This is a genomic window from Pantoea allii, assembly GCF_002307475.1.
GTDB lineage: Bacteria > Pseudomonadota > Gammaproteobacteria > Enterobacterales > Enterobacteriaceae > Pantoea > Pantoea allii.
The window spans coordinates 1-24486 of sequence record NZ_NTMH01000020.1; the positions used below are offsets into that span (position 1 = coordinate 1).

22 protein-coding genes and 1 tRNA gene are annotated in these 24486 nt (G+C 52.6%); 18 read left to right on the top strand and 5 right to left on the bottom strand.

Annotation, left to right across the window (positions count from 1 at the left end):
* Positions 1 to 76 precede the first annotated feature (76 nt).
* From CMR03_RS06715 to pmrA, 4 genes are all read right to left on the bottom strand, one after another.
* A tRNA-Ser gene (locus CMR03_RS06715) sits at positions 77 to 164 on the bottom strand.
* Between the two features lie 206 nt (positions 165 to 370).
* Positions 371 to 910: a peptide-methionine (S)-S-oxide reductase MsrA gene (msrA, locus tag CMR03_RS06720; RefSeq protein WP_096011139.1), complete on the bottom strand. Its 540-nt coding sequence runs from the start codon at positions 908 to 910 to the stop codon at positions 371 to 373.
* A 354-nt stretch (positions 911 to 1264) separates the two neighbouring features.
* A complete protein-coding gene (gene pmrB / locus CMR03_RS06725; protein ID WP_063881194.1) occupies positions 1265 to 2335 on the bottom strand; it encodes a two-component system sensor histidine kinase PmrB in 1071 nt (356 codons plus the stop codon).
* Positions 2336 to 2340: 5 nt separating this feature from the next.
* Entirely contained in the window at positions 2341 to 3018 is a 678-nt protein-coding gene (pmrA, locus tag CMR03_RS06730) for a two-component system response regulator PmrA (protein WP_063879929.1), read from the bottom strand.
* A gap of 96 nt (positions 3019 to 3114) precedes the next feature.
* Between pmrA and CMR03_RS06735 the strand changes: the two genes are divergently transcribed.
* From CMR03_RS06735 to flhE, 18 genes are all read left to right on the top strand, one after another.
* The gene (locus CMR03_RS06735) at positions 3115 to 3462 is read left to right on the top strand and encodes a hypothetical protein (protein WP_063879928.1); all 348 of its coding nucleotides are present in this window, start codon (positions 3115 to 3117) and stop codon (positions 3460 to 3462) included.
* A gap of 462 nt (positions 3463 to 3924) precedes the next feature.
* A complete protein-coding gene (gene otsB / locus CMR03_RS06740; RefSeq protein WP_096011140.1) occupies positions 3925 to 4713 on the top strand; it encodes a trehalose-phosphatase in 789 nt (262 codons plus the stop codon).
* Positions 4710 to 6146 carry an alpha,alpha-trehalose-phosphate synthase gene (otsA, locus tag CMR03_RS06745; RefSeq protein WP_063879926.1) on the top strand — a complete coding sequence of 479 codons (1437 nt, stop codon included), beginning with the start codon at positions 4710 to 4712 and terminating at the stop codon, positions 6144 to 6146. The genes otsB and otsA overlap by 4 nt, the downstream gene beginning before the upstream one ends.
* 1028 nt (positions 6147 to 7174) lie before the next feature.
* A complete protein-coding gene (gene flhD / locus CMR03_RS06750) occupies positions 7175 to 7525 on the top strand; it encodes a flagellar transcriptional regulator FlhD (RefSeq protein WP_006120236.1) in 351 nt (116 codons plus the stop codon).
* Positions 7525 to 8103 (top strand): flagellar transcriptional regulator FlhC, encoded by a 579-nt coding sequence (flhC, locus tag CMR03_RS06755; RefSeq protein ID WP_063879925.1) that lies wholly within the window; start codon positions 7525 to 7527, stop codon positions 8101 to 8103. Before flhD ends, flhC begins: the two co-directional genes overlap by 1 nt.
* A 130-nt stretch (positions 8104 to 8233) precedes the next feature.
* Entirely contained in the window at positions 8234 to 9121 is an 888-nt protein-coding gene (gene motA / locus CMR03_RS06760) for a flagellar motor stator protein MotA (RefSeq protein ID WP_063879924.1), read from the top strand.
* Positions 9118 to 10380 (top strand): flagellar motor protein MotB, encoded by a 1263-nt coding sequence (gene motB / locus CMR03_RS06765; protein WP_063879923.1) that lies wholly within the window; start codon positions 9118 to 9120, stop codon positions 10378 to 10380. Before motA ends, motB begins: the two co-directional genes overlap by 4 nt.
* A gap of 11 nt (positions 10381 to 10391) precedes the next feature.
* A complete protein-coding gene (gene cheA, locus CMR03_RS06770; RefSeq protein WP_172823927.1) occupies positions 10392 to 12386 on the top strand; it encodes a chemotaxis protein CheA in 1995 nt (664 codons plus the stop codon).
* 23 nt (positions 12387 to 12409) lie between these two features.
* Positions 12410 to 12907, top strand: a complete 498-nt coding sequence (cheW, locus tag CMR03_RS06775) for a chemotaxis protein CheW (protein WP_013026106.1) — start codon at positions 12410 to 12412, stop codon at positions 12905 to 12907.
* Positions 12908 to 13172: 265 nt separating this feature from the next.
* Positions 13173 to 14735 (top strand): methyl-accepting chemotaxis protein, encoded by a 1563-nt coding sequence (locus tag CMR03_RS06780; RefSeq protein ID WP_096011141.1) that lies wholly within the window; start codon positions 13173 to 13175, stop codon positions 14733 to 14735.
* A gap of 109 nt (positions 14736 to 14844) precedes the next feature.
* Positions 14845 to 16521: a methyl-accepting chemotaxis protein gene (locus CMR03_RS06785; RefSeq protein WP_063881193.1), complete on the top strand. Its 1677-nt coding sequence runs from the start codon at positions 14845 to 14847 to the stop codon at positions 16519 to 16521.
* 82 nt (positions 16522 to 16603) lie between these two features.
* On the top strand, positions 16604 to 17476 hold the full coding sequence (cheR, locus tag CMR03_RS06790; RefSeq protein ID WP_096011142.1) for a protein-glutamate O-methyltransferase CheR: 873 nt from the start codon (positions 16604 to 16606) through the stop codon (positions 17474 to 17476).
* Complete coding sequence (locus CMR03_RS06795; protein WP_063879919.1) at positions 17476 to 18525, top strand: protein-glutamate methylesterase/protein-glutamine glutaminase; 1050 nt, start codon at positions 17476 to 17478, stop codon at positions 18523 to 18525. Before cheR ends, CMR03_RS06795 begins: the two co-directional genes overlap by 1 nt.
* A gap of 39 nt (positions 18526 to 18564) precedes the next feature.
* On the top strand, positions 18565 to 18954 hold the full coding sequence (gene cheY / locus CMR03_RS06800) for a chemotaxis response regulator CheY (RefSeq protein WP_013026101.1): 390 nt from the start codon (positions 18565 to 18567) through the stop codon (positions 18952 to 18954).
* A gap of 9 nt (positions 18955 to 18963) precedes the next feature.
* Positions 18964 to 19605, top strand: coding sequence for a protein phosphatase CheZ (gene cheZ, locus CMR03_RS06805; protein WP_063879918.1), 642 nt, complete (start codon positions 18964 to 18966; stop codon positions 19603 to 19605).
* Between the two features lie 202 nt (positions 19606 to 19807).
* Positions 19808 to 20959 (top strand): flagellar biosynthesis protein FlhB, encoded by a 1152-nt coding sequence (gene flhB, locus CMR03_RS06810; RefSeq protein WP_063879917.1) that lies wholly within the window; start codon positions 19808 to 19810, stop codon positions 20957 to 20959.
* Complete coding sequence (gene flhA, locus CMR03_RS06815) at positions 20952 to 23045, top strand: flagellar biosynthesis protein FlhA (protein WP_096011143.1); 2094 nt, start codon at positions 20952 to 20954, stop codon at positions 23043 to 23045. The genes flhB and flhA overlap by 8 nt, the downstream gene beginning before the upstream one ends.
* Complete coding sequence (gene flhE / locus CMR03_RS06820; protein WP_096011144.1) at positions 23042 to 23434, top strand: flagellar protein FlhE; 393 nt, start codon at positions 23042 to 23044, stop codon at positions 23432 to 23434. Before flhA ends, flhE begins: the two co-directional genes overlap by 4 nt.
* Before the next feature lie 101 nt (positions 23435 to 23535).
* Here the strand turns inward: flhE and aqpZ are convergent, their stop codons facing one another.
* On the bottom strand, positions 23536 to 24231 hold the full coding sequence (gene aqpZ / locus CMR03_RS06825) for an aquaporin Z (protein WP_096011145.1): 696 nt from the start codon (positions 24229 to 24231) through the stop codon (positions 23536 to 23538).
* Positions 24232 to 24486 lie beyond the last annotated feature (255 nt).

Genomic DNA, 24486 nt, shown 5'->3' on the forward strand with positions numbered 1-24486 from the left:
CGGGGCTTCTCATCCCCCTCAGCGCAGAATATGCAAAAAAAAAGTCCAGAGGTTAGTCTGGACTCTTCTTTGAATGTGGCGGTGAGAGGGGGATTCGAACCCCCGATACGTTGCCGTATACACACTTTCCAGGCGTGCTCCTTCAGCCACTCGGACACCTCACCGCAAATTGTCGCTGACCGCGCTGGGTCAACGGGGCGCTACTATAGGGAGTCGGCCTGAAACGGTCAAGCACTATTTTTCTCTTTTGTTCTATTCGCTTAAGCTCTGAACGAATCGCATTAAGGCTGCGCAAAAGTCGGTTTTTTAGTGCAAAAAACGCGACAGTGCACAGCGCATTTGTCGGGAAGATTCGCCAGGATGCGTAAGCTTACTGCGCGCTTTTTACCCGGTTAGCAAAACTCTTACGCAGCTTTTGCAGTTTAGGTGGAATCACCGCCATGCAGTAACCGTTGCGCTGACCGGCACCTTCCCAATAATCCTGATGATAACCTTCCGCCGGATACCATGCTTTTAACGGCTCAATGGTTGTCACGATCGGGTCATTGTGATCCTGCTGAGCGCGCGCAATGGCCGCCCGGGCTTCTGCTTCCTGATCCGGCGTCTCAACAAAAATAGCGGAACGGTACTGTGTACCGATGTCATTGCCCTGACGATTAAGCTGGGTCGGATCGTGGGTCGCAAAGCTGATGTCCAGCAAATCGCCGTAGCTCACCTTCTCAGGATCAAAACCAATACGAATGGCTTCGGCATGGCCGGTGGCACCGCTGCATACCTGCTCATAGGTCGGATTAGGGCGCTCGCCGCCGGTATAACCACTTTCCACTGACTCAACGCCGATCACATCTTTAAATACCGCTTCTGTACACCAGAAACAGCCGCCTGCGATCACTGCATATTCGATAGCCATAAAGTTACTCCTGTCTGGTCTGAAGGAAAGAGGTGGGGATGGGATCGATCGTTTTCAACGCCACAAGGCAATTCACTCCGTGTCAGCCTGTGGCAGGGTCAGGAAATGACGTGAGGCGAATGACTTAGCGTAGCAGGGATTGCTTGCCTGTGCCTGAAGGGAAACCTGAGGGCAGTGCGGTTTAATGTTTCCTTAATATAAGGAAGAGATACTGCATAAAACGTTACCGGAGAGACCAATGAAAACCACTAGCGTATCCGTCAGTTCTGTTTCGTCGCGCAGCAGCAGCGAATATCTTGCTACCATGATTGCCGTCTGCACAGTGATTGCCTTCCTGGCCTGCTGGTTCAACGGCTAAAGCACGCCAGCGAAGTTTACCCTGGCGCGGCAGCCTGAACGGTCAGGGCGATTTTCCAGCAGAAATTTTCCGTTATGCAGTTGGACAATCCGGCTGACAATACTCAATCCTAGCCCGATGCCGCCATAGCGCGTATCCATGCGCACAAACGCTTTGCTCAGTTCACCGCTCATACTCTCATCAATCCCGGCCCCTTCATCCTCTATAACCAGCGACATGCCGGTGGCGTTTTCAAGCCGAACCGTAATGTTGCCTTCGGGTGGGCTATAGCGATGGGCGTTCTCGACCAGATTACGCAGCAGCATCCTGAGCAATATGGCATCGCCTTTAACCACGAAAGCGTTTTCAACGTCCAGAGTGAGTGTCTGGTTACGCGCCTCAAGCATCGCGCTCAGCTCGGCTTCCATCGGCAGGATCACCTCATCCACCATCGCGACATTCTGGTAGCTGCCAGAGGTAAACTGCTGACCGGCACGCGTGAGTTGCAGCAACTGGGCGACATTTGCAGTCATCTGATCCAGCCGCTGTAATAAAGGCTGAGTATCGACCGCCTGATTACGTTGTAACAGCTCAAGATGTAACCGCAGCCCGGCCAAAGGCGTCCGCAGTTCATGGGCAACATCGGCAGTGAAGAGTCGTTCACGTTCCAGACTGGCGGTTAAGCGCGCGACGAGCCGATTAATAGCCTGCGTCACCGCGTCAATCTCCTGCACCGAGCCTTCAAAGACAATCGGTTCCAGATTCACTTCACTGCGACTTTCGAGTTCGTGCTGCAGTTGATAAAGCGGGCGCGTAATCCATCTTACCGCCTGATAGCACAGCAGCAGCGTCAGGGTAATCATCACCAGGCTTGGCAAGGCAAGGCTGACGATGGCTTCGCGCACTTCTTTATTAACGTGCTTATCCATATTGCGGTTATGCAGATGGGCTTCAACCAAAAACTGTACCTGCTCTTTGCTTTCATGCCAGAGCCACGCAACGCTGATCAACTGAAAAAACAGCATGATCAGTCCAATCGTGAGCATCAGCCGAAAACGCATCGTGGTGCCAGAGCGATAAGGATTCATGGTTATCACGACTCTTTTTCTGTACGCGACGGCGATAAGGCATAGCCGAAACCGCGCACTGTACGGATCATGCTTTTGCCAATCTTGTCACGCAGGTTATGAATATGAACTTCAAGCGTATTGGTGGAAGGTTCATTATCAAAGTTGTAGATGTCCTGATACAGCAACTCGCGATGAACAGGATGGCCCGCCTTAAGCATCAGGCGGGACAGGATGGAGAACTCTTTTGGTGTGAGGTCCAGTAGCGTATTGTCCAGATGAATCTGGCGGTGAGTCATATCCAGCGACAGATTACCCACCTCGACGCGGGAGTCACCCTGATTAACGTGACGCCTGATCAGCGCACGAATCCGGGCCAGCAACTCATCCAGTGCAAAAGGCTTTATCAAATAGTCATCAGCCCCGGCGTCCAGTCCCGCAATGCGCTCCTCTATGGTATCGCGAGCGGTCAGGATCAACACCGGCTGCATCTGCTTTTGCCGACGCAAACGTTGCAACAAATGCAGCCCGTCTTCATCTGGTAGGCCGATATCCAGAACCAGCAGGCTATAGAGCCCATTAGCCAGATGCGCTTCTGCGGAACGCGCCGTCGAAACACCATCACAAACGTAGCCTGCACCTTCCAGCGCCAGTACCAGTCCCTGTAAGAGCAGGGTATCGTCTTCAACAATCAATATCTTCATAATCGTTTTTTGGGGACCTTTACCAACCAGCGCAGGTTATTGGAAGAGAGGTTGCAGCGCCTCCGCCTCAACAGACTCGGATTTCTCAGGACATGCATGTTGAGCATTTTGACCGAAAACCAGAAGGCCGCCTATCGAATCCGGGGAAATGCGACTTTTACATCGCACGACGAATATCTGTTACAGGCATCCCGTACTCAATGCCTGAATGATACCGCGTTTACGCCGGCGGCCTGCCCGCATTTGCTAAGACCAGAAAGCGCGTTAACGTGCACGTTTATCGTAAAGCACGCATCCCTTTCGGCAAATACAGCGTTCAGCATTGGTAAAAATAATCTAATCAGTAAAAAAGGACAGTGCGCCAATTTAAAAAGGAATCATCAGAAAAAGAGGGTAGCCATACGCTATAAGAAAAAACAATTAATCACCCTTATTATCAATTGAGGAATATTCATTTAACCCAGAAGCAAAAGCCGGGATCAAAATGTCCAGAACAGACAGGACATATTTGCCGACAATAATATTGTCGAGTCTGCCTGTGAAAGATTAGGAAAACCTTAAACAGGTCCATTTATTACATTTATGTTTCGTCTGGATTTGCGCAAAAACGATCCAGTAATCGCGAAATGCAAGTGAAATTTTCTACGACCCTGTTAAAGCGAGACGGCTGGCACGGGAAATGCATATTTCTGGCAGAACAGAAGATAGCGACTACACTTTATGTGGCGACAATGACAGTCAGCGGGTTTATCAGCATTGAAACGCGTTTGTTTTTGGAGATAACGTTATAGAATTGCAGGGTTTTACCACGCACTCTCCTTACTTCATATGGCCTTGAGCCAACCTCTTGCTGAAATCCCTCTGCTGTAATGTCCTGATGATGAACCTATTTACAGGAGAAGACACGTGACCCAGACGGCAGATAGTGATGCCTCATTCCCGTCATTGAGCGGCGGTCTGTATGCCTTCTTTTTTGATGTTGATGGCACGCTGGCAGCGATTCAGTCCCAGCCAGATGCCGTTTTCATTCCAGAAAATGTCGTCGCACAACTGCAACGGCTCTCATTTTTATGCCACGGCGCACTGGCGCTGGTCTCAGGTCGACCCGTTGAACAACTTGACGCACTGGCGGCTCCTCTGCGTGCACCAGCAGCGGGCGTTCATGGCGCAGAACGGCGCGATGCGACAGGCGAGCTGCACCGGGTGACCTTGCCGGACGACGTTGAACGTCCGCTAAAAATCATGCTTGAGAATGCGATGGCGCAGTGGCCCGGCACGCAACTTGAAGCCAAAGGCATGGCGTTTGCGCTGCATTTTCGTCGCGCACCGCAGTACGAGCAGGATGTCATGCAGCTGGCAGAGGCGGCAGTCAGCCGTTTTGATGGCCTTGCGCTGCAGCCAGGCAAATGCGTCGTTGAAATCAAACCTACCGGTATTGATAAAGGCGCAGCCGTCCATAAATTTATGCAGGAAGCGCCATTCTCAGGCCGTATCCCCGTATTTATCGGCGACGACCTCACAGATGAAAAAGGATTCGCTGCAGTGAATGCGATGCAGGGGATCTCGATAAAAGTCGGAGAAGGCCCAAGCGAGGCACGTTATCGTTTACATGACGTTACGGATGTCCATGCCTGGCTTGAAAGAACACGATTACAATTAGAGAAAGACAACGTTGGTAAGGAGTTTAGGTTATGAGTCGTTTAGTGGTTGTATCTAACCGTATCGCCATGCCAAATGGTAACAAAACCAGTGCAGGCGGCCTTGCAGTCGGTATTCTGGATGCGCTTAAGAGCACTGGCGGACTCTGGTTTGGCTGGAACGGTGAGATTAGTGAGTTTTCAGGCGAGGAAGAAAACCCGGTATCGGTCATGGAGCACGACGGTATTGAGTACGCTTCTTTCCCTTTGAGCCAGAACGAGTACGATCTCTACTACTGCCAGTTCTCCAACACCGTTATCTGGCCTGCCTTCCATTACCGCCTGGATTTAGTGCAGTTCCAGCGTGAAGCCTGGGAAGGCTACTGCGAGGTAAATGATGCGGTGGCACAGCGCCTGAAGCCATTGATCCAGCCGGATGACATCTTGTGGATTCATGATTACCACTTTTTGCCGTTCGCCGCCGCGCTGCGTCGGGCAGGCATCAACAACCGCATCGGTTTCTTCCTGCATATTCCGTTCCCTACGCCGGAAATTTTCAATGCGCTGCCTCCGCATCAGGAACTGCTGGAGATGCTGTGCGAATACGATTTACTGGGTTTCCAGACAGAATCAGATCGCGTCGCCTTTCTCGACAGCGTCAGCCAACTGACCCAGTTGCAGAACAAGGGTGATAAGAAACATCGCGCCTACGGCAACACCTTTATGACGGAGGTTTACCCTATCGGGATTGAACCAGACAGCATTAAAGAGATGGCAGAAGGGCCATTGCCACCGAAGATGGCCGCGATGAAAAAAGAGCTCGGCGATGCGCGTAATATCATTGCCTGTGAACGGCTGGATTACTCCAAAGGGCTTCCCGAGCGCTTCCTGGCTTATGAAGCGCTGCTGGAAAACTATCCTCAACATCGGGGTAAAATCCGCTACTCGCAGATCGCGCCAACGTCACGTGGTGATGTGCAGGCTTACCAGGACATCCGCCATCAGCTTGAAACCGAAGCAGGGCGCATCAATGGTAAATACGGTACGCTGGGCTGGACACCACTCTATTACCTCAACCAGCACTTTGATCGTCGCTTGCTGATGAAAATCTTCCGCCTAACCGACGTCGGTTTGGTCACACCGCTGCGTGATGGTATGAACCTGGTGGCGAAAGAGTATGTTGCGGCGCAGGACCCGGATGACCCAGGCGTACTGGTGCTGTCCCGTTTTGCCGGTGCAGCTAATGAGCTGACCTCGGCATTGATAGTGAATCCTTATGACCGGGATGAAGTGGCCGCAGCGCTGGATAAGGCCATTACCATGCCCCGTACAGAAAGGATTTCACGCTATAACGACATGATGGCGGTATTACGCAAAAACGATATCACCGCCTGGCGTGAAAGCTTCTTACGCGATCTGGAAAAGATTGCGCCACGTAGCGCAGATCATGGAATAGCGAATAAAGTGGCAACCTTTCCTAAACTCGCCTGATGCCTCAGCAAGCCACGGATGGCTTGCTGTTTGCCGTACTTATCCCTTACCTCGCAAAACCCTTTCTCACCCCCACAAAACGCGTCTGGCCTCGCCAGTCCCATGACTCAGGTTTCTAATAGGTTATCCTTAACGCAAAGCCTCACCTGACCTGCGGCTGTACGGTATGACGCCATCCTGACCTCAGGATGAGTAACAAAAATGGCAAAACACTATTTTTACCTGGTTAAGCTAAAGTTCTCTTCAATTCTGCCGATAGTCTAAGTGCACAAAAGTATCCTGCCTGCAATTCATTCACGTTCTTAATGTAACTCCTTGTTACATCGACGATCGCCTCCTAAACACCTTGCTGTCGGCCTTTATACCGGATTGTCAGAAAGCGCCTAATCCTTCTGAGCTGCCTTTCATTACTGGTTGTCTTCAGGGGCCAGTAAACGTCTAACTGTCTAATTTGAATACGAATAATTGTTTCTGGTGACAGAGTATTCCACTGGTTTTATGGTTTTGGCTGGTTCTAAATAGGGCGCAAATTGCATTCGCGAACATAAACGTGAGCTCAACCACCCTGTTTCAATTCCGTCTTGGTTTTGTTGCCAATTAAGTCCTTGTCAGGACAAATCCCTACAAAAAAAACACGGATTTGTTCAAAAATTAGCCATGCAAAGTGTGATCATAAAGTATTTCTGAAGAAAATAGGGGCAAAAGTGTGACCTGCGTCACACTTTATCTAAAATTTAACCTAACTGTCGTTGTATGTGAGGATCAGACGATATAGATTTGCCTTGTTTTCGGATTAGTCTTAAAAAATGTGAAAAGACCTCACGGAAGAAGGTTAACGACTTAAGAATAAAGTGGACTGAAAAATGACTTCTGACCCGGACGTAAAAGGGTCACAAAAAGAAGCAGTGCTCAGAACCATTGGCTGTTTATGATTAATTATTTTGCCATCTTTAGATTTACCAACCAGCAGCTCGATACGCAGAGAAGTTATCTGCGGTAAGTTACGTCGCGTCTCTCAGGATGGAAAAATGGGTACATCTGAATTACTAAAACATATTTACGATATCAACTTGTCATATTTACTGCTCGCGCAGCGATTAATTAACCAGGAAAAAGCTTCGGCAATGTTTCGCCTCGGGATTGATGAAAAGATGGCAGACGCATTGTCTGAATTAACCTTACCTGAAATGGTAAAATTAGCTGAGACCAATCAACTTGTGTGTCAGTTTCGTTTTACCGATAGCACCGTTATTAATCGCCTGACGCAGGAATCACGCGTGGATGATTTACAACAAATCCACACCGGGATTCTGTTATCCAGCCGTTTACTACGCAGCGCGTCTAAAGACGCCGCGCCTACTAAAAAGAGGGCGGTATAATGGGTGAAAAAAGTATTGTTCAGGAAGCACGTGATATTCAGCTCGCGATGGAGTTGATCACACTGGGTGCGCGCTTACAAATGCTGGAAAGTGAAACCCAGCTTAGCCGCGGTCGCCTGATTAAACTGTATAAAGAGTTGCGTGGTAGTCCGCCACCAAAAGGCATGTTGCCTTTCTCTACTGACTGGTTCATGACGTGGGAACAGAATATTCACTCTTCCATGTTCTGTAACGCCTGGACTTTCTTACTGAAAACCGGTTTGAGCAAAGGTATTGATGCGGTAATTAAAGCCTATCGTCTCTATCTTGAGCAGTGCCCGCAATCGGACGAGGGCCCGCTGTTGGCGCTGACACGCGCCTGGACCCTGGTGCGATTCGTTGAAAGCGGTATGCTGGAATTATCTGACTGCAAAAGCTGCAATGGTAGCTTTATTAATCATGCACATCAGCCCATTGGCAGTTTTGTTTGCAGCCTGTGCCAGCCGCCATCACGTGCCGTAAAAAGACGTAAACTTTCTGCAGATACTGCCGATATCTTTCCACAACTGCTGGATGAACAGGTTAAACAAGCCGTTTAAATTTGTTCGCAATGTGGAAGTCATCCAGCAGCGGTTAATCCCGCTGCTTTTTTTTTGCCTCCATGTGGTGAATATCACCTGGGTCTCTGGCTTAACGTCGACCAACACGTTACGGACGTAAGGATTTTTTGTGCTGATAATTATAGGTTACATCGTTGTATTAGGTTCCGTGTTGGGCGGATACGCTTTAGTAGGCGGCCATCTTGGCGCGCTGTACCAGCCTGCTGAACTGTTGATGATCGCCGGTGCAGGTCTGGGTGCTTTTCTGGTGGGGAACAACGGTAAGGCGATTAAAAAAACGCTGAAAGCCCTGCCGATGCTGTTTCGCGGGTCCAAATACAACAAAGCGGTGTACATGGATTTAATGGCCCTGCTTTACAGGCTAATGGCGAAATCTCGCCAGCAAGGCATGTTATCGCTGGAGCGCGATATTGAAGATCCTGCGCAGAGCGAAATTTTTGCTAATTATCCCCGCATCTTAGCCGATAAACAGTTAGTAGATTTCATCACTGATTATTTACGCCTGATGGTCAGCGGCAACATGAATGCGTTTGAGATTGAAGCATTGATGGATGAAGAGATTGAAACCTACGAACACGAGTGTGAAGTGCCTGCGCAAAGTATCTCAGCAGTAGGCGATGGCCTGCCAGCCTTCGGTATCGTGGCAGCGGTAATGGGTGTGGTACATGCCCTTGCATCCGCCGACCGCCCAGCTGCAGAGTTAGGCGCGCTGGTTGCACATGCGATGGTGGGAACCTTCCTCGGGATTTTGCTGGCATACGGTTTTGTTTCGCCTCTGGCGTCAGTATTACGTCAGAAATGTGCTGAAACGACCAAAATGATGCAGTGCGTCAAAGTGACATTGCTGTCCAGCCTGAATGGCTACGCACCGCAAATCGCCGTCGAGTTTGGTCGTAAAACGCTTTACTCAGCCGAACGTCCTTCGTTCAGCGAACTGGAAGAACACGTTCGCAACGCGAAGAACCCGGCTAAACAGACTTCGGATCAGACCTCATGAAACATGGCAATCGCCCAATTGTGCTGATTAGAAAGCGCAAACATAAAAAACATGAAGGAGGACATGGCTCATGGAAAATTGCCTATGCCGACTTTATGACGGCGATGATGGCATTTTTTATGGTGATGTGGCTGCTGTCGATCGCCAGTCCACAGCAGTTGATCCAGATAGCGGAATATTTTCAGACGCCATTAAAAGTGGCGCTGACGGGTGGACAGCGAAGCAGCGATAGCAGCAGTCCTATCCCCGGCGGCGGTGACGATGCGACCAAGAAGGATGGCGAAGTTAAAAAGGTTGTGGATATGGATGCGCAGAAACGCAAGCTGGATGAGATTCGCCTCAACCGGTTGCGTGAAAAGCTCGACCAGCTGATTGAAGCCGACCCACGCCTGAAAGCACTGCGTCCGCATTTGATCATCAATATGGTGGAAGAAGGGCTGCGTATTCAGATTATCGATAGTCAGAATCGCCCAATGTTCAAAACCGGCAGTGCTGAAGTTGAACCTTATATGCGCGATATTTTGCGTGCGATTGCACCGGTTTTGAATGATATCCCCAACCGAATCAGTATCGCGGGGCACACGGATGACATTCAGTATGCCAGGGGCGATAAAGGCTACAGTAACTGGGAGCTGTCGGCTGACCGTGCCAATGCTTCACGTCGTGAGCTGGTGATTGGTGGCCTGGATGGTGGGAAAATTCTTCGTATCGTCGGCATGGCTGACACGATGAAACTGAAAAACCGCGGTGGTGATGATGCAGTAAACCGCCGTATTAGCCTGCTGGTCTTGAACCATGATACCGAAGCCGCGATTGAAAAAGAGAACGCTGAAAGTGACGCCGTTCAGGTCAGCGATCCGGCAGCCATTGAAAAGGTGACAGCACCCTCAGCTTCAATAGGGAATGCGATAGACAACGTGACGTCTGCGCCTTCATCCGCTGCCACATCCGCGGGTGCGGCTAAATCAGCCACATCCACGCCGCCATCATCATCGAGCGGTGCGGTAAAAACAGGAACTTCCACGCAGCCAGCGTCTTCGACGGGTGCGGTGAAAACAGCAACATCCGCACAACCAGCGTCTTCGACTGGTGCGGTAACCACAGTATCTCCTGCACCGTCAGCTTCGTCGACGAGTGCGGTGATAACAGTAACCTCTGCACCGCCAGCGTCATCGGCTGGTGCGGGTAAAATAACCTCCGCGCCGCCAGCGTCATCGGCGGGTGCGGTGACTACAGCAGCCCCCTCACAGCAGAGGTGATTCCCGTGAGCATGGACATCAGCGATTTTTACCAGACGTTTTTTGATGAAGCCGATGAGCTGTTAGCGGATATGGAGCAACACCTGTTGGGACTCGATCCCCAGGAGCCAGACTCTGAACAGCTTAACGCCATCTTCCGCGCCGCCCATTCTATTAAAGGCGGAGCCGGAACCTTTGGTTTTACGGTTTTACAGGAAACAACCCATATCCTGGAAAACATTCTGGATGGTGCTCGTCGCGGCGAGATGCAGCTCAGCACCGACATCATCAATCTGTTTTTGGAAACTAAAGACATTATGCAGGAACAGCTAGATGCTTATAAAACCGCGCAAGAGCCTAACGCGGAAAGCTTCAAGTATATCTGTGAAGCATTACGCCAACTGGCGTTAGAGGCTAAAGGTCTTCCGGTTGCAGCACCGGTTGTGGTTTCACTTGATGTGCCAGTAAGTCAGGCAGAATCAGCGAAAGCGGGCGCAGACAGCGTCCACCTGCAGCTGGTCGATCTGAAAGAAAAAGACATCGACCTGATGCTGGAAGAGCTGGGTAACCTCGGCACGCTCAGCGACGTCAAGAAAGGCTCGACGTCTCTTGAGTGCCACATCACTGGCGTCGGTAAAGACGATATTGTTGCCGTACTCTGCTTTGTGATTGATGAAGCACAGATTCGCTTCCCGAGCGCAGACGCCGACGCTGCTGCAGCGGCGGAAAGCGATGCTGAGCCTGAGGTTGCAGAAGTGCAGACCGCCACCGTCACCGAATTGCCGGTTGCTGCCGTCAAGCGCGAAAGCAAACGTGTTGCCGCACCGGCCAAGACCAGCGAATCAAGCAGCATCCGCGTAGCCGTAGAAAAAGTCGATCAGTTGATTAACCTGGTGGGCGAACTGGTGATTACCCAGTCTATGCTGGCGCAGCGTTCAGGTGAGCTGGACCCGGTTGCCCATGGCGAACTGCTGAACAGCATGGGGCAGTTGGAGCGTAATGCACGCGACCTGCAAGAGTCGGTGATGTCGATTCGTATGATGCCGATGGAATATGTGTTCAGCCGCTTCCCGCGTCTGGTTCGCGATTTGGCCAGCAAACTGGGCAAAGAAGTCGAGCTGACCTTACTCGGCAGTTCTACCGAACTGGATAAGAGCCTGATCGAACGTATCATCGATCCGTTAACGCATCTGGTGCGTAACAGTCTTGACCACGGTATTGAGTCGCCGGACAAGCGTATTGCCGCAGGAAAAGTGGCAACGGGCAACCTGACGCTGTCGGCAGAACATCAGGGCGGCAACATCTGTATTGAAGTGTCAGATGATGGTGCGGGCCTTAACCGTGAACGTATTCTTGCTAAAGCACTCACATCCGGCTTGCCGGTTCACGAAAACATGAGCGACGAAGAAGTTGGCATGTTGATTTTCGCCCCAGGCTTCTCCACCGCAGAACAGGTAACCGATGTGTCTGGTCGTGGTGTGGGCATGGATGTGGTGAAACGGAACATCCAGGAAATGGGTGGTCACGTTGAAATTGCCTCTAAACAAGGTAAAGGCACCACGATCCGTATCCTGCTGCCGCTGACGCTGGCCATTCTGGACGGTATGTCAGTGCGCGTAGCCGATGAGGTCTTCATTCTGCCGCTGAACGCGGTGATGGAATCATTACAGCCTCGCGCAGAAGAGTTAAAACCGCTGGCGGGTGGCGAGTGTGTTCTGGAAGTCCGTGGTGAATATCTGCCGCTGGTTGAGCTGTGGAACGTCTTTGATGTGAAAGAAGCCAAAACAGAAGCGACGCAAGGCATCGTGGTGATTTTGCAAAGCGCGGGCAAGCGTTACGCGCTGCTGGTAGACCAGTTAATCGGTCAGCATCAGGTTGTCGTTAAAAACCTGGAAAGCAACTATCGCAAAGTACCAGGTATTTCAGCCGCCACCATCCTCGGCGATGGCAGCGTGGCGTTGATTGTTGACGTTTCGGCGTTGCAATCACTTAACCGTGAAAAACGTGTGGCCGGCGCTGCCGCCTGATTGATAACGAAAAGGTAAATAACATGAGTGGAATGGCAACCGTGACAAAAATTGCTGGCGAAACCGTTGGTCAGGAATTCCTGGTGTTCACGCTGGGCGATGAAGAGTACGGCATCGATATTCTTAAGGTTCAGGAAATTCGCGGTTACGATCAGGTAACGCGCATTGCTAACACGCCTGACTTTATTCGCGGCGTGACCAACCTGCGTGGCGTTATCGTGCCCATCATCGATTTGCGTGTGAAGTTTGCACAGGCCGATGTTGAGTACAATGAGAATACGGTCGTAATCGTCCTTAATCTGGAAAACCGCGTAGTCGGTATCGTGGTTGATGGCGTTTCTGATGTCCTGTCGTTGACGCAGGAACAGATCCGTCCTTCACCAGAGTTTGCGGTGACAATGTCCACCGAGTACCTGACCGGTCTGGGTGCACTGGGCGACCGCATGTTGATTCTGGTTGACATCGAGAAGCTGCTGAGCAGCGAAGAGATGGCGCTGGTAGACAACCTGCGTACTGCCTAATCTTCCTTCACGGGTCAGTGAAGGCTGGCCCGTGTTGATCTCCATAGCTTTCTGCATTCTCGCCTGCTTCAAACGCGTTAACAGCGTTCGCAATATGTTAATTCTTCTCGCGTTGTCTGTGATCGTTCCCGCTAAATAACACAATTAACTGATATCAATAATTACAAAAGCCTTAAACGCTGCTTTTTCCTCGAACTTCACTAAAACATCTCATCTTCCCGCCGATACAGCCCCTGCACTTTACTTATTACGCTCGGGGAAAACGATGTTAAAACGAATAAAAGTGGTGACCAGTCTTATTACGGTACTGATGCTTTTCGGTGCCATGCAGCTGCTATCGGGCAGTCTGTTCTGGTCAGCGCTGCACAAAGATAAAGAGGCTTTTGCCCTGTCGCAAATTTCCACCCGAAATGTTGCGGCGATGACCGATGCTTATATGGCGCTGAATCAGTCACGTACCACGCTCAACCGCGCCATGCTGCGCTTACAAACCAGCCTGGCGACACAGATGAATGGCGGTCAGCTGGAGAGCCTGACAGATAAAGCCATCAGCGAGGCTAACAAAGGTGAACAGTTCCTGACGGAGTTTAACGCCATTCCTGAAACGCCAGGGGCCGATACCGAATTGCGCGATCAGCTGCAACACAATTTTGCCGCCTACCTGACCGGACTGCGCGGCATGATCGCCAGCCTGAAAGCGAAAGACCTGGAAGGCATGTTTAAACAAAACATTGAGCAGAAGCAGCAGGCGATGCAGGCCACCTATTCAACATGGCGCATGAAGCAGAGTGAACTGTCTGCGCACGGGGCAGAGCAGAACCAGCAGGCCTTTACCCAGATGATGTGGCTGCTTGGCATGGTTGGCGTACTGGTTATTGTTGTCATCATGGGCTGTTGGTTTGGACTGCGCCAGCTTCTTATCCATCCTCTGCAACGTCTGCTGGTGGATATTCGGACCATCGCCTCTGGCGACCTGACGCAACCCATTCTGGTGGAAGGCCGCAATGAGATGAGTCAGCTGGCAGAGGGCATTCATGAGATGCAACGCTCTCTGGTTTCCACGGTGGGTGAGGTGCGCAGTGGATGTGATGCCATTTTCACCGGTGCCAGCGAAATCGCCGCTGGAAACAACGATCTTTCTGCCCGTACGGAAGAGCAGGCAGCATCGCTTGAACAAACCGCTGCCAGCATGGAGCAGTTAACCGCGACGGTGAAACAGAATGCGGATAATGCCCGCCAGGCTTCTCAGCTGGCGCAAACGGCATCGGAAACTGCGCTTCAGGGCGGCAAGGTAGTGGACGGTGTTGTAACCACCATGAAAGAGATTGCCGGTAGTTCGAAGAAAATTGCTGACATCATTAGCGTGATCGATGGCATTGCTTTCCAGACCAACATTCTGGCGCTTAACGCCGCCGTCGAAGCGGCACGTGCAGGTGAGCAGGGCCGTGGCTTTGCCGTCGTGGCGGGTGAAGTGCGCAATCTGGCGCAGCGCAGTGCCCAGGCCGCTAAAGAAATTAAAGGCTTGATCGAAGACTCCGTCGCGCGCGTTGACAGCGGTTCGCTCCAGGTTGAAAGCGCAGGCAGCACCATGAATAACATCGTTGGCGCTGTAACGCGCGTCACCGACATCATGGGCGAGATTGCGTCTGCCTCTGACGAACAAAGTCGCGGCATCGACCAGGTAGGTCAGGCCGTAACGGAAATGGATCGCGTGACGCAACAGAACGCCTCACTGGTTGAAGAGTCCGCCGCCGCCGCCGCTGCGCTGGAGCAACAGGCCAGCTCACTGTCACAGGCCGTGGCCGTATTTAAAATTTCCCGCTTATAAGTTTTCCAACACTTTTTACGGCCGGCGTGAACCTCTCTTCACGCTGGCCGTAAAGTTCCGCACGTCCGGGCCGATAAACAGAATCGAATTGCTAATGAATGAGGTTTCTATGTTTAGTCGAGTACGTGTTGTCTCCGGTCTTCTATGTGTATTGGCACTGTTCGCATTACTGCAAATTTTTTCAGGTGGTGTGTTTTACAAGACGGTGACGGAAGATAAAGAAAACTTTGCCTATAACCAACGTCTGAGTACTCTTCAACGCGCCATGGGCACCTCCTGGGTGGCACTGGTTCAGGCGCGAAATACCTTAAACCGCGCCGGAATTCGTTATTTACAGGACGGACAAATGGCGGGTTCAGGTGCCACGGTAAAAGAATTAGTGGCGCTGGCAGATAGCGAATTAAAGCGCGCCGAGGAAGGCTATGCCTTGTTCAACGCGAATCTTTCTGAGAAAGGCAAAAGCGCAGCTAACGTGCTGACGCTGCAGGCGAACTATAAGCAGTTCCATGACGGGCTCGCTGAACTGATTGTGTTTCTGGGTAACGGTAACTTTAAGGGATTTGTTGATCAGCCGACGCAGAGCTATCAGGACAAATTCCAGAAAGACTACGATGACTGGCTCAATTATAACCTTAAGCTGAGCCAGCAGGGTGTGGATGCCAATGATGCCGCCTATAAGAGCATGATTATGCTGGTGATCGGTACGCTGGCGGTCACGCTGTTAGTGATCGTGCTGGTATGGAACCTGATGCGAAGCCTGCTTATTCGCCCGCTTAAACAAAGCATCGAACACATTCAACATATCGCGAATGGCGATCTGACGCAGCCGATTCATATCTCGGTGCGTAACGAAATTGGCGATTTGCTGACCTCCCTGCAAGACATGCAACAGGCGCTGGTACGTACTGTCAGCACCGTACGTGACGGTGCTGATGCGATTTATACCGGTGCCAGCGAAATTGCTGTTGGCAATAACGATCTCTCGTCCCGAACGGAACAGCAGGCGGCGTCGCTGGAGCAAACGGCGGCCAGCATGGAGCAGCTTACCGCCACCGTGAAGCAAAATGCGGAAAACGCCCGTCAGGCTTCGAAGCTGGCGCTTAACGCCTCTGAAACCGCGCAGCAGGGCGGCAAAGTCGTGGATGGCGTGGTGACAACCATGAAAGAGATTGCCGGCAGTTCGCGCAAAATTGCCGACATTATCAGCGTGATCGATGGTATCGCTTTCCAGACCAATATTCTGGCGCTTAACGCCGCCGTTGAAGCCGCGCGCGCAGGCGAACAGGGCCGTGGCTTTGCTGTCGTCGCGGGTGAAGTGCGTAACCTGGCCCAGCGTAGTGCGCAGGCGGCCAAAGAGATTAAAGGGCTGATTGAAGATTCTGTTGGTCGGGTTAACACCGGCTCAGTCCTGGTCGAAAGCGCGGGCGACACCATGAGTGAAATCGTCAGCGCGGTGACGCGCGTTACCGACATCATGGGTGAAATTGCCTCTGCATCCGACGAGCAAAGCCGTGGCATTGACCAGGTGGGCCAGGCGGTGACGGAGATGGATCGCGTGACACAACAGAATGCTTCACTGGTTGAAGAGTCTGCTGCAGCCGCGGCTGCACTGGAAGATCAGGCCAGTAACTTAAAACAAGCAGTTTCTGTCTTCAATATTGGTAAAGAAATTGTCACGCAGGCCGTTAACAAGACTACGGCGGTAAAAAATTTACGTTTAGAAAGTCCGTCAGAAGGTATTCGCCAGCCATCACCACGCGGTGATGAGAACTGGGAAACCTTCTAATTGCCTGGATGGCCCAACCGCTGATGTGCGGTTGGGCGTAGCAGCAGATGTTCAACAGGTTTAGTTCAGGCCAGGTGCAAAGATGAAGAAATCGACGTTATTAGATCAACCGGAGGCGACCACGCTGCTGTCACAAATGGTACAGCGCCTGCCCCTCTCCGATACCCATTTTCGCCGTATCAGCCAGCTCATTTATCAGCGTGCGGGTATTGTGCTGGCCGATCATAAGCGCGAGATGGTTTACAACCGTCTGGTTCGTCGTCTGCGCACGCTGAATATTGATGACTTTGGTCGCTACCTGGCGCTGCTAGAGAATGATCAGAACAGTGCAGAGTGGCAGGCGTTTATTAATGCGTTAACCACCAACCTGACGGCTTTTTTCCGTGAGGCGCATCATTTTCCAATCCTGGCGGAACATGCACGTAAACGTCAGGGTAATTTTAGCGTCTGGAGTACGGCTGCCTCAACCGGCGAAGAACCTTACTCTATCGCGATTACGCTGGCAGAAACATTGGGCGCGGGACCGGGTAAATTCCAGGTTCACGCCAGTGATATCGATACCCAGGTGTTGGAAAAAGCCGTGGCGGGCGTTTACCGCCAGGAAGAGCTGCGCACGCTGTCGCCTGCACAGTTACAGCGTTTCTTTTTACGTGGCACGGGTCCGCATGCTGGCATGGTTCGTGTACGTTCCGAACTGGCGAACATGGTGAACTACAGCCAACTTAATTTGCTGGCAAACGACTGGGCCTTACCCGGACCTTTCGATGCGATTTTTTGCCGCAACGTAATGATCTATTTCGATAAAGAAACACAAGAAAAAATTCTACGCCGTTTTGTTCCACTGCTTAAGCCTGGCGGCATCCTGTTCGCCGGACACTCAGAGAACTTCAGCCAGATTAGTAAAGAGTTTTGGCTGCGTGGGCAAACCGTGTATGGACTGACGAAGGAAAGATGATGAGCAAAATTACCGTGATGTGCGTAGATGACTCTGCGCTGATGCGGCAACTGATGACCGAAATCATCAACAGTCATCCTGATATGGAAATGGTGGCGACTGCCCCCGATCCATTAGTGGCACGCGATTTAATTAAACAGTTTAATCCGCAGGTGTTAACGCTGGATGTGGAAATGCCGCGCATGGATGGCCTGGATTTTCTTGAAAAACTGATGCGTTTACGGCCGATGCCCGTCGTTATGGTGTCATCACTGACCGGACAGGGCTCAGAAATCACGTTGCGCGCGCTGGAGTTAGGCGCCATTGATTTCGTCACCAAGCCGCAGTTGGGTATTCGTGAAGGCATGCTGGCCTACAGCCAGATGATTGGTGACAAAATTCGCGCCGCTGCCCGGGCACGTCTGCATGTGCGTAACGTGATGCCAGCACCGCTCACGTTGAAAGCCGGCCCGTTGCTGAGTAGTGAAAAGTTGATTGCCATTGGTTCATCAACGGGGGGCACAGAAGCGATTCGTCACGTTTTGCAACCGTTACCCGCGACCAGCCCGGCGCTGCTGATTACACAACATATGCCGCCAGGTTTTACCCGTTCCTTTGCTGAACGGCTGAATAAGCTGTGCCAGATCACGGTGAAGGAAGCGGAAGACGGCGAGCGTATTCTGCCAGGCCATGCCTACATTGCGCCCGGCGCGATGCATATGGAACTGGGCCGTAGCGGTGCCAACTACGTGGTGAAACTGAATGAAGGTCCGCCGGTCAACCGGCATAAACCTTCCGTCGATGTCTTATTTAAATCGGTTGCGATCAACGCAGGGCGTAATGCCGTCGGCGTCATCCTGACCGGTATGGGTAACGATGGGGCTGCAGGCATGCTGGAAATGCATCGCGCCGGCGCCTGGACCATCGCACAAAATGAAGCAAGTTGTGTCGTTTTTGGCATGCCACGCGAGGCGATAGCCAGCGGTGGCGTGAGCGAAGTAGTGGATTTAAGCAACATCAGCCAGCATATGCTGGCGAAAATTAGCGCCGGACAGGCATTGCGTATATAACAGGCCCGTCCTGCCGGGCGAGATAACACAGGAGTAGATATGGCTGATAAAAACATGCGCTTTTTGGTAGTGGACGACTTCAATACGATGCGTCGTATTGTGCGTAACCTGCTGAAAGAGCTGGGCTTCAATAACGTAGAAGAAGCAGAAGACGGCGTTGATGCGTTAGGCAAACTCAAGGCAGGTGGTTTCGATTTCGTGATCTCTGACTGGAACATGCCGAATATGGATGGCCTGCAACTGCTGCAGACCATTCGTGCCGATGCTGCCATGGCGAGTCTGCCGGTACTTATGGTGACGGCGGAAGCGAAGAAAGAAAACATTATTGCTGCCGCTCAGGCGGGTGCAAGCGGCTACGTAGTTAAGCCGTTTACGGCCGCCACGCTTGAAGAAAAGCTGGGCAAAATTTTTGAAAAACTGGGTATGTAAGGAGATGTGATGAGCGACCTTCCGAAATCAGCTGAGCAAGCCGCGGCACATGATATTATTTCCCGCATCGGTTCACTGACCCGCATGCTGCGTGACAGCCTGCGTGAGCTGGGGCTGGATCAGGCCATTGCAGAAGCTGCTGAAGCCATTCCTGACGCCCGCGACCGTCTGGACTATGTAGTGCAAAAGACCGCCCAGGCGGCCGACCGGGCGCTGAACAGCGTCGAAGCTGCGCAACCGCACCAGGATAAAATGGAAGCGGGAGCGGTAGCGCTGAAAGGACGCTGGGATGCGTGGTTTGAAAATCCAATTGAACTTGCCGACGCGCGCGAACTGGTGACGGATACGCGTGAGTATTTAGGGGAAGTGCCTGAGCACACCTCTTTTACTAACAAGCAGTTGCTCGACATCATGATGGCGCAGGATTTCCAGGACCTTACCGGTCAGGTTATCAAGCGCATGATGGATGTGATCCAGGAAATCGAGCGCCAGTTGTTAATGGTGCTGCTGGAAAACATGCCAGAAGTCAGCGCCGAGAAACGTCAGGTTGGCACCACGCTGCTCAATGGCCCGCAGGTAAACTCTGCTGCGCCAGGCGTTGTGGCTAACCAGGACCAGGTTGATGACCTGTTGGATAGCCTGGGCTTTTAACCGCCAGCCTGTCTGGCGATGGCTGACCCACAACCGGGTCGCCATCGCCCCCTTCTTCAAGATGGCCTGTTTCTGACAGGCCACTTCTCTTTTCTCTTTTGCCATCCGTGAAAGAGCGCGTGTTTTTCACGTTTTATCCACGCTTTAACCAAACCCAAATTTGGCATTCTATGCTCAGAATTCCTGCCAACCGAGGTGTGTGGTGTCAGAAAATAGCGACGAAGACAAAACAGAATCGCCCACGGCCCACCGACTTGAAAAAGCACGTGAAGAAGGCCAGATTCCGCGTTCGCGCGAACTGACCTCATTGCTGATGCTGTTAGCCGGCATCATGATTTTATGGATTGGCGGCACCATGATGGCTCACCGACTGGGTGCCATGGTGTCAACCGGGTTACGTTTTGACCACGGCATGGTCACCGATGACAAAATCATTATTGCCCATGTCGGCAATCTGATTATGCAGGCTCTTGGCGCACTGTTGCCGTTACTGGGTGGACTAGTTCTGGTCGCCATCGCCTCGCCGATGCTACTGGGCGGCGTAGTGATTAGCGGTAAATCCATCAAAGTGGATTTCGGCAAGCTCAATCCGCTGACAGGCTTTAAACGTATGTTTGCGGCGCAGGCATGGACCGAACTGTTTAAAGGTATCCTGAAAACTATCCTGGTTGGCTGTGTGGCAGGCTGGTACATCTGGACGCACTGGCCGGATATGCTGCGTCTGATTGCCGAGTCACCCACAACAGCACTGATTCACGGCATGGATATGATTGCCATCTGCTGTTCGCTGGTCATGCTCGGGTTGATCCCCATGGTGGGCTATGACGTTTTCTGGCAGCTGTACAGTCACTTTAAAAAGCTACGCATGTCACGTCAGGAAATTCGCGATGAGCACAAGCAGCAAGAGGGTGATCCGCATGTTAAAGGACGCATCCGTCAACAGATGCGTGCCGCAGCCCGGCGTCGCATGATGGCCGATGTCCCCAAAGCGGATGTGATCGTCACTAACCCGACGCACTATTCGGTTGCTCTGCAATATAACGAGAAAAAGATGAGTGCACCGAAGGTCATCGCCAAGGGCGCAGGGGATATTGCCTTACGCATTCGTGAACTGGGCGCGGAACACCGTATCCCGGTTCTGGAAGCACCGCCGCTGGCGCGTGCGCTGTACCGACATACTGAAATTGGACAACACATTCCGGGCGCGCTGTATGGCGCTGTGGCAGAAGTGCTGGCCTGGGTCTGGCAGCTACGTCGCTGGAAGCGCGAAGGCGGCCTGATACCCGTAAAACCTAAAGACCTGCCGGTCCCGGCAGAGATGGACTTTGCAGGAGAGAACAAAAACGATGGCTAATCTGGCCGCTAAACTACGCCTACCGGGCAACTTCAAAGACATGCAGTGGCAGGTGCTTGCTGGCCCGGTCCTGATCATCATGATTTTGTCGATGATGGTCCTGCCGTTACCGCCATTCATCCTGGATCTGTTGTTCACCTTCAACATTGCCTTGTCGATTATGGTGCTGCTGGTCGCGATGTTTACCCAGCGGACGCTGGAATTTGCGGCGTTCCCGACCATTTTGCTGTTTTCGACCTTACTGCGCCTGGCGCTGAACGTCGCCTCAACCCGTATCATTTTGCTGGAAGGTCACACGGGTGCGGCCGCAGCCGGACGGGTGGTTGAAGCCTTTGGCCACTTTCTGGTCGGGGGCAATTTTGCCATCGGTATTGTGGTGTTTATCATCCTGGTGATTATCAACTTTATGGTTATCACCAAAGGTGCTGGCCGTATCGCTGAAGTGGGCGCGCGTTTTGTGCTTGATGGGATGCCCGGTAAACAGATGGCCATCGACGCCGACCTGAATGCGGGGTTGATTGGTGAAGATGAGGCGAAACGCCGCCGTGCCGAAGTCACCCAGGAAGCCGACTTTTACGGCTCAATGGACGGTGCCAGTAAGTTTGTGCGTGGTGATGCCATCGCGGGCATTATGATCATGGTGATCAACGTGATCGGTGGACTGTTGGTCGGTATCGTTCAGCACGGTATGGATGCAGGACATGCAGCAGAGACCTATACGTTGCTGACCATCGGTGACGGCCTGGTCGCCCAGATCCCGGCGCTGGTTATCTCCACGGCGGCAGGTGTGATTGTGACCCGCGTAGCGACCGACCAGGACGTGGGTGAGCAGATGGTGGGGCAGCTGTTCAAAGATCCCCGCGTGTTGATGCTGAGTGGCGGGGTGATTGGTTTGCTGGGCTTAGTGCCGGGCATGCCAAACTTTGTTTTCCTGCTGTTCACCGCCGCATTGCTGGGCCTGGCATGGTGGTTACGTGGCCGTGAAATGCAGCCTAAAACAAATATCGAATCGCCGGGCAGCCTCACCAAATCCATGGACACACCGGCATCGGCTGAAGCCTCCTGGACCGATGTCCAACTGGAAGATACGCTGGGCATGGAAGTGGGCTACCGCCTGATTCCGATGGTCGATCATAACCAAAACGGCGAACTGCTCGGTCGTATCCGCAGCATTCGTAAAAAGGTGGCGCAGGACGTCGGGTTCCTGCCTCCGGTGGTGCATATCCGCGACAACATGGAATTGCCACCAGCCCGCTATCGTATTCTGATGAAAGGCGTGGAAATTGGTAGTGGTGACGCCTATCCGGGACGTTGGATGGCGATCAACCCAGGCACCGCCGCAGGGACCTTACCGGGTGAAGCCACGGTGGACCCGGCCTTTGGCCTTGCCGCCGTCTGGATTGATGGCGCGCTGAAAGAACAGGCGCAGATTCAGGGCTTTACCGTGGTGGAAGCCAGTACCGTGGTGGCAACCCACCTTAATCATCTCATTGGTCAGTATGCCAGCGAGCTGTTTGGTCGTCAGGAAGCACAGCAACTGCTGGACCGCGTCTCTTCAGAGATGCCTAAACTGACCGAAGATTTGGTGCCGGGCGTTATCAATCTGACCACCCTGCATAAAGTTCTGCAAAACCTGCTGGTAGAGCGTGTCTCAATTCGCGATATGCGCACCATTATTGAAACCCTGGCGGAGCACGCCCCGGTACAAAGCGATCCGCAGGAATTAACCAGTGTGGTACGCGTGGCATTGGGTCGGGCAATTACCCAGCAGTGGTTCCCGGGTAACGGTGAAGTTCAGGTGATTGGACTGGATGCCACACTGGAGCGCCTGTTGCTGCAGGCCCTGCAGGGCGGTGGCGGACTGGAGCCGGGGCTTGCCGACCGTCTGTTAGCGCAGACGCAAGAAGCATTGCAGCGTCAGGAGATGATGGGCGCACCGCCGGTATTACTGGTGAATCATCCATTACGTGCCTTACTGGCCCGCTTCCTGCGCCGTAACATGCCGCAGCTGGTGGTGCTGTCAAATATGGAATTAAGCGATAATCGCCAGATTCGAATGACCGCCACCATCGGAGGCAAACAATGAGATCGATGATGCTGTTTGCGCTACTGCTGCCGATGTTTGCTCAGGCCGCAGATGGTGCATGGAGTGCCAGCGCCGCAGGGCCATTGCTGGTCAATCGCGGGAGCTGGCAATCGTCCCAGCCGTTGACGCCGCCGGGAGAGGTCAAAGGGGCAATCAGCCTCGTAAACTGGCGCTATCAGTTTACCCAGCCTGCGCCGTCAGGCCTGCAGGTTCGGCTTTGTGCTGAGCAGCGTTGTACCGATCTGGAGGGGGCAAATGGTGGGACGCGCGGTCTTACCGGGGTTGCCGCAGGTGAAACGTTGCACATGGTGTTTGGTTTCGCCGGCAGCGGAAGCTTACCGCCGGGACTAAAAGTGGTCAGAACAGAAGTGACGGTCAATTATCACTGAGTCGGGCCATCAACCGGCTCATGTCAGACCGACAGCGTGCGATCCTGTTGCCGCTGCCGGTCTGGGCGATGACCCACAGGTTCGGTCATCACCGTCATCCATTAGTCTTTACTTGCCAGCAAATAACGATAGAGCAACCCGCCAGTTACACCGCCCACCAGCGGCACCAGCCAGAATACCCACAACTGCTGTAACGCCCAGGTTCCCTGGAATACCGCCATCGCCGTACTGCGCGCCGGATTCACCGACGTATTGGTTACGGGAATGCTGATTAAATGAATAAGCGTTAAGGCGAGGCCAATCGCCACCGGCGCGAAACCCGCAGGCGCGCGTTTATCGGTCGCACCCTGAATGATGATCAGAAAAAAGGCGCTGAGCACCAGCTCAGTCACCACGGCTGCGCACAGTGAATAGCCGCCTGGGGAATGTTCGGCAAAGCCATTGGCAGCGAAACCGCTGGCTGCCACATCAAAACCAGCCTGGCCCCGTGCGATCAGATACAGCAGAGCCGCCGCGGCGATACCGCCAGCCACTTGCCCAATCATATAGGGGAAAATAGTCTGATATCCGATGCGGCCACCGGCCCACAGCCCCAGAGTGACGGCAGGATTAAAATGCCCGCCTGAGAGATGACCAACAGCAAAGGCCATGGTCAGCACGCAGAGGCCAAAAGCCAGAGCCACGCCAGCAAAACCAATCCCGGTTTGCGGAAAATTTGCGGCGAAGAGGGCGCTCCCGCAACCCCCCAATACCAGCCAGAATGTACCGATGAATTCGGCAAATGTTTTTCTTAACATCGATGGATTATCCTTTCTCGAAACACGTAAAGACCTGATGAAATGCGGGCTTATAGTAGAGTTCGGTACTGAGAATGGCATCACGTCATGAGATTTTGCCGATAAACAGGGGATGTAGGTTGTCTGCGCCGATAGGGCTGCCGCCAGGCATGACGATGTCTTGTTTTGAGGCAATAGTGTGCTGATTTATGTCGTTACCACCTTCAGGTGCGAAGACAGGCATGCAGAGGGGCGCAGAGGAAATCATGAGGCAGC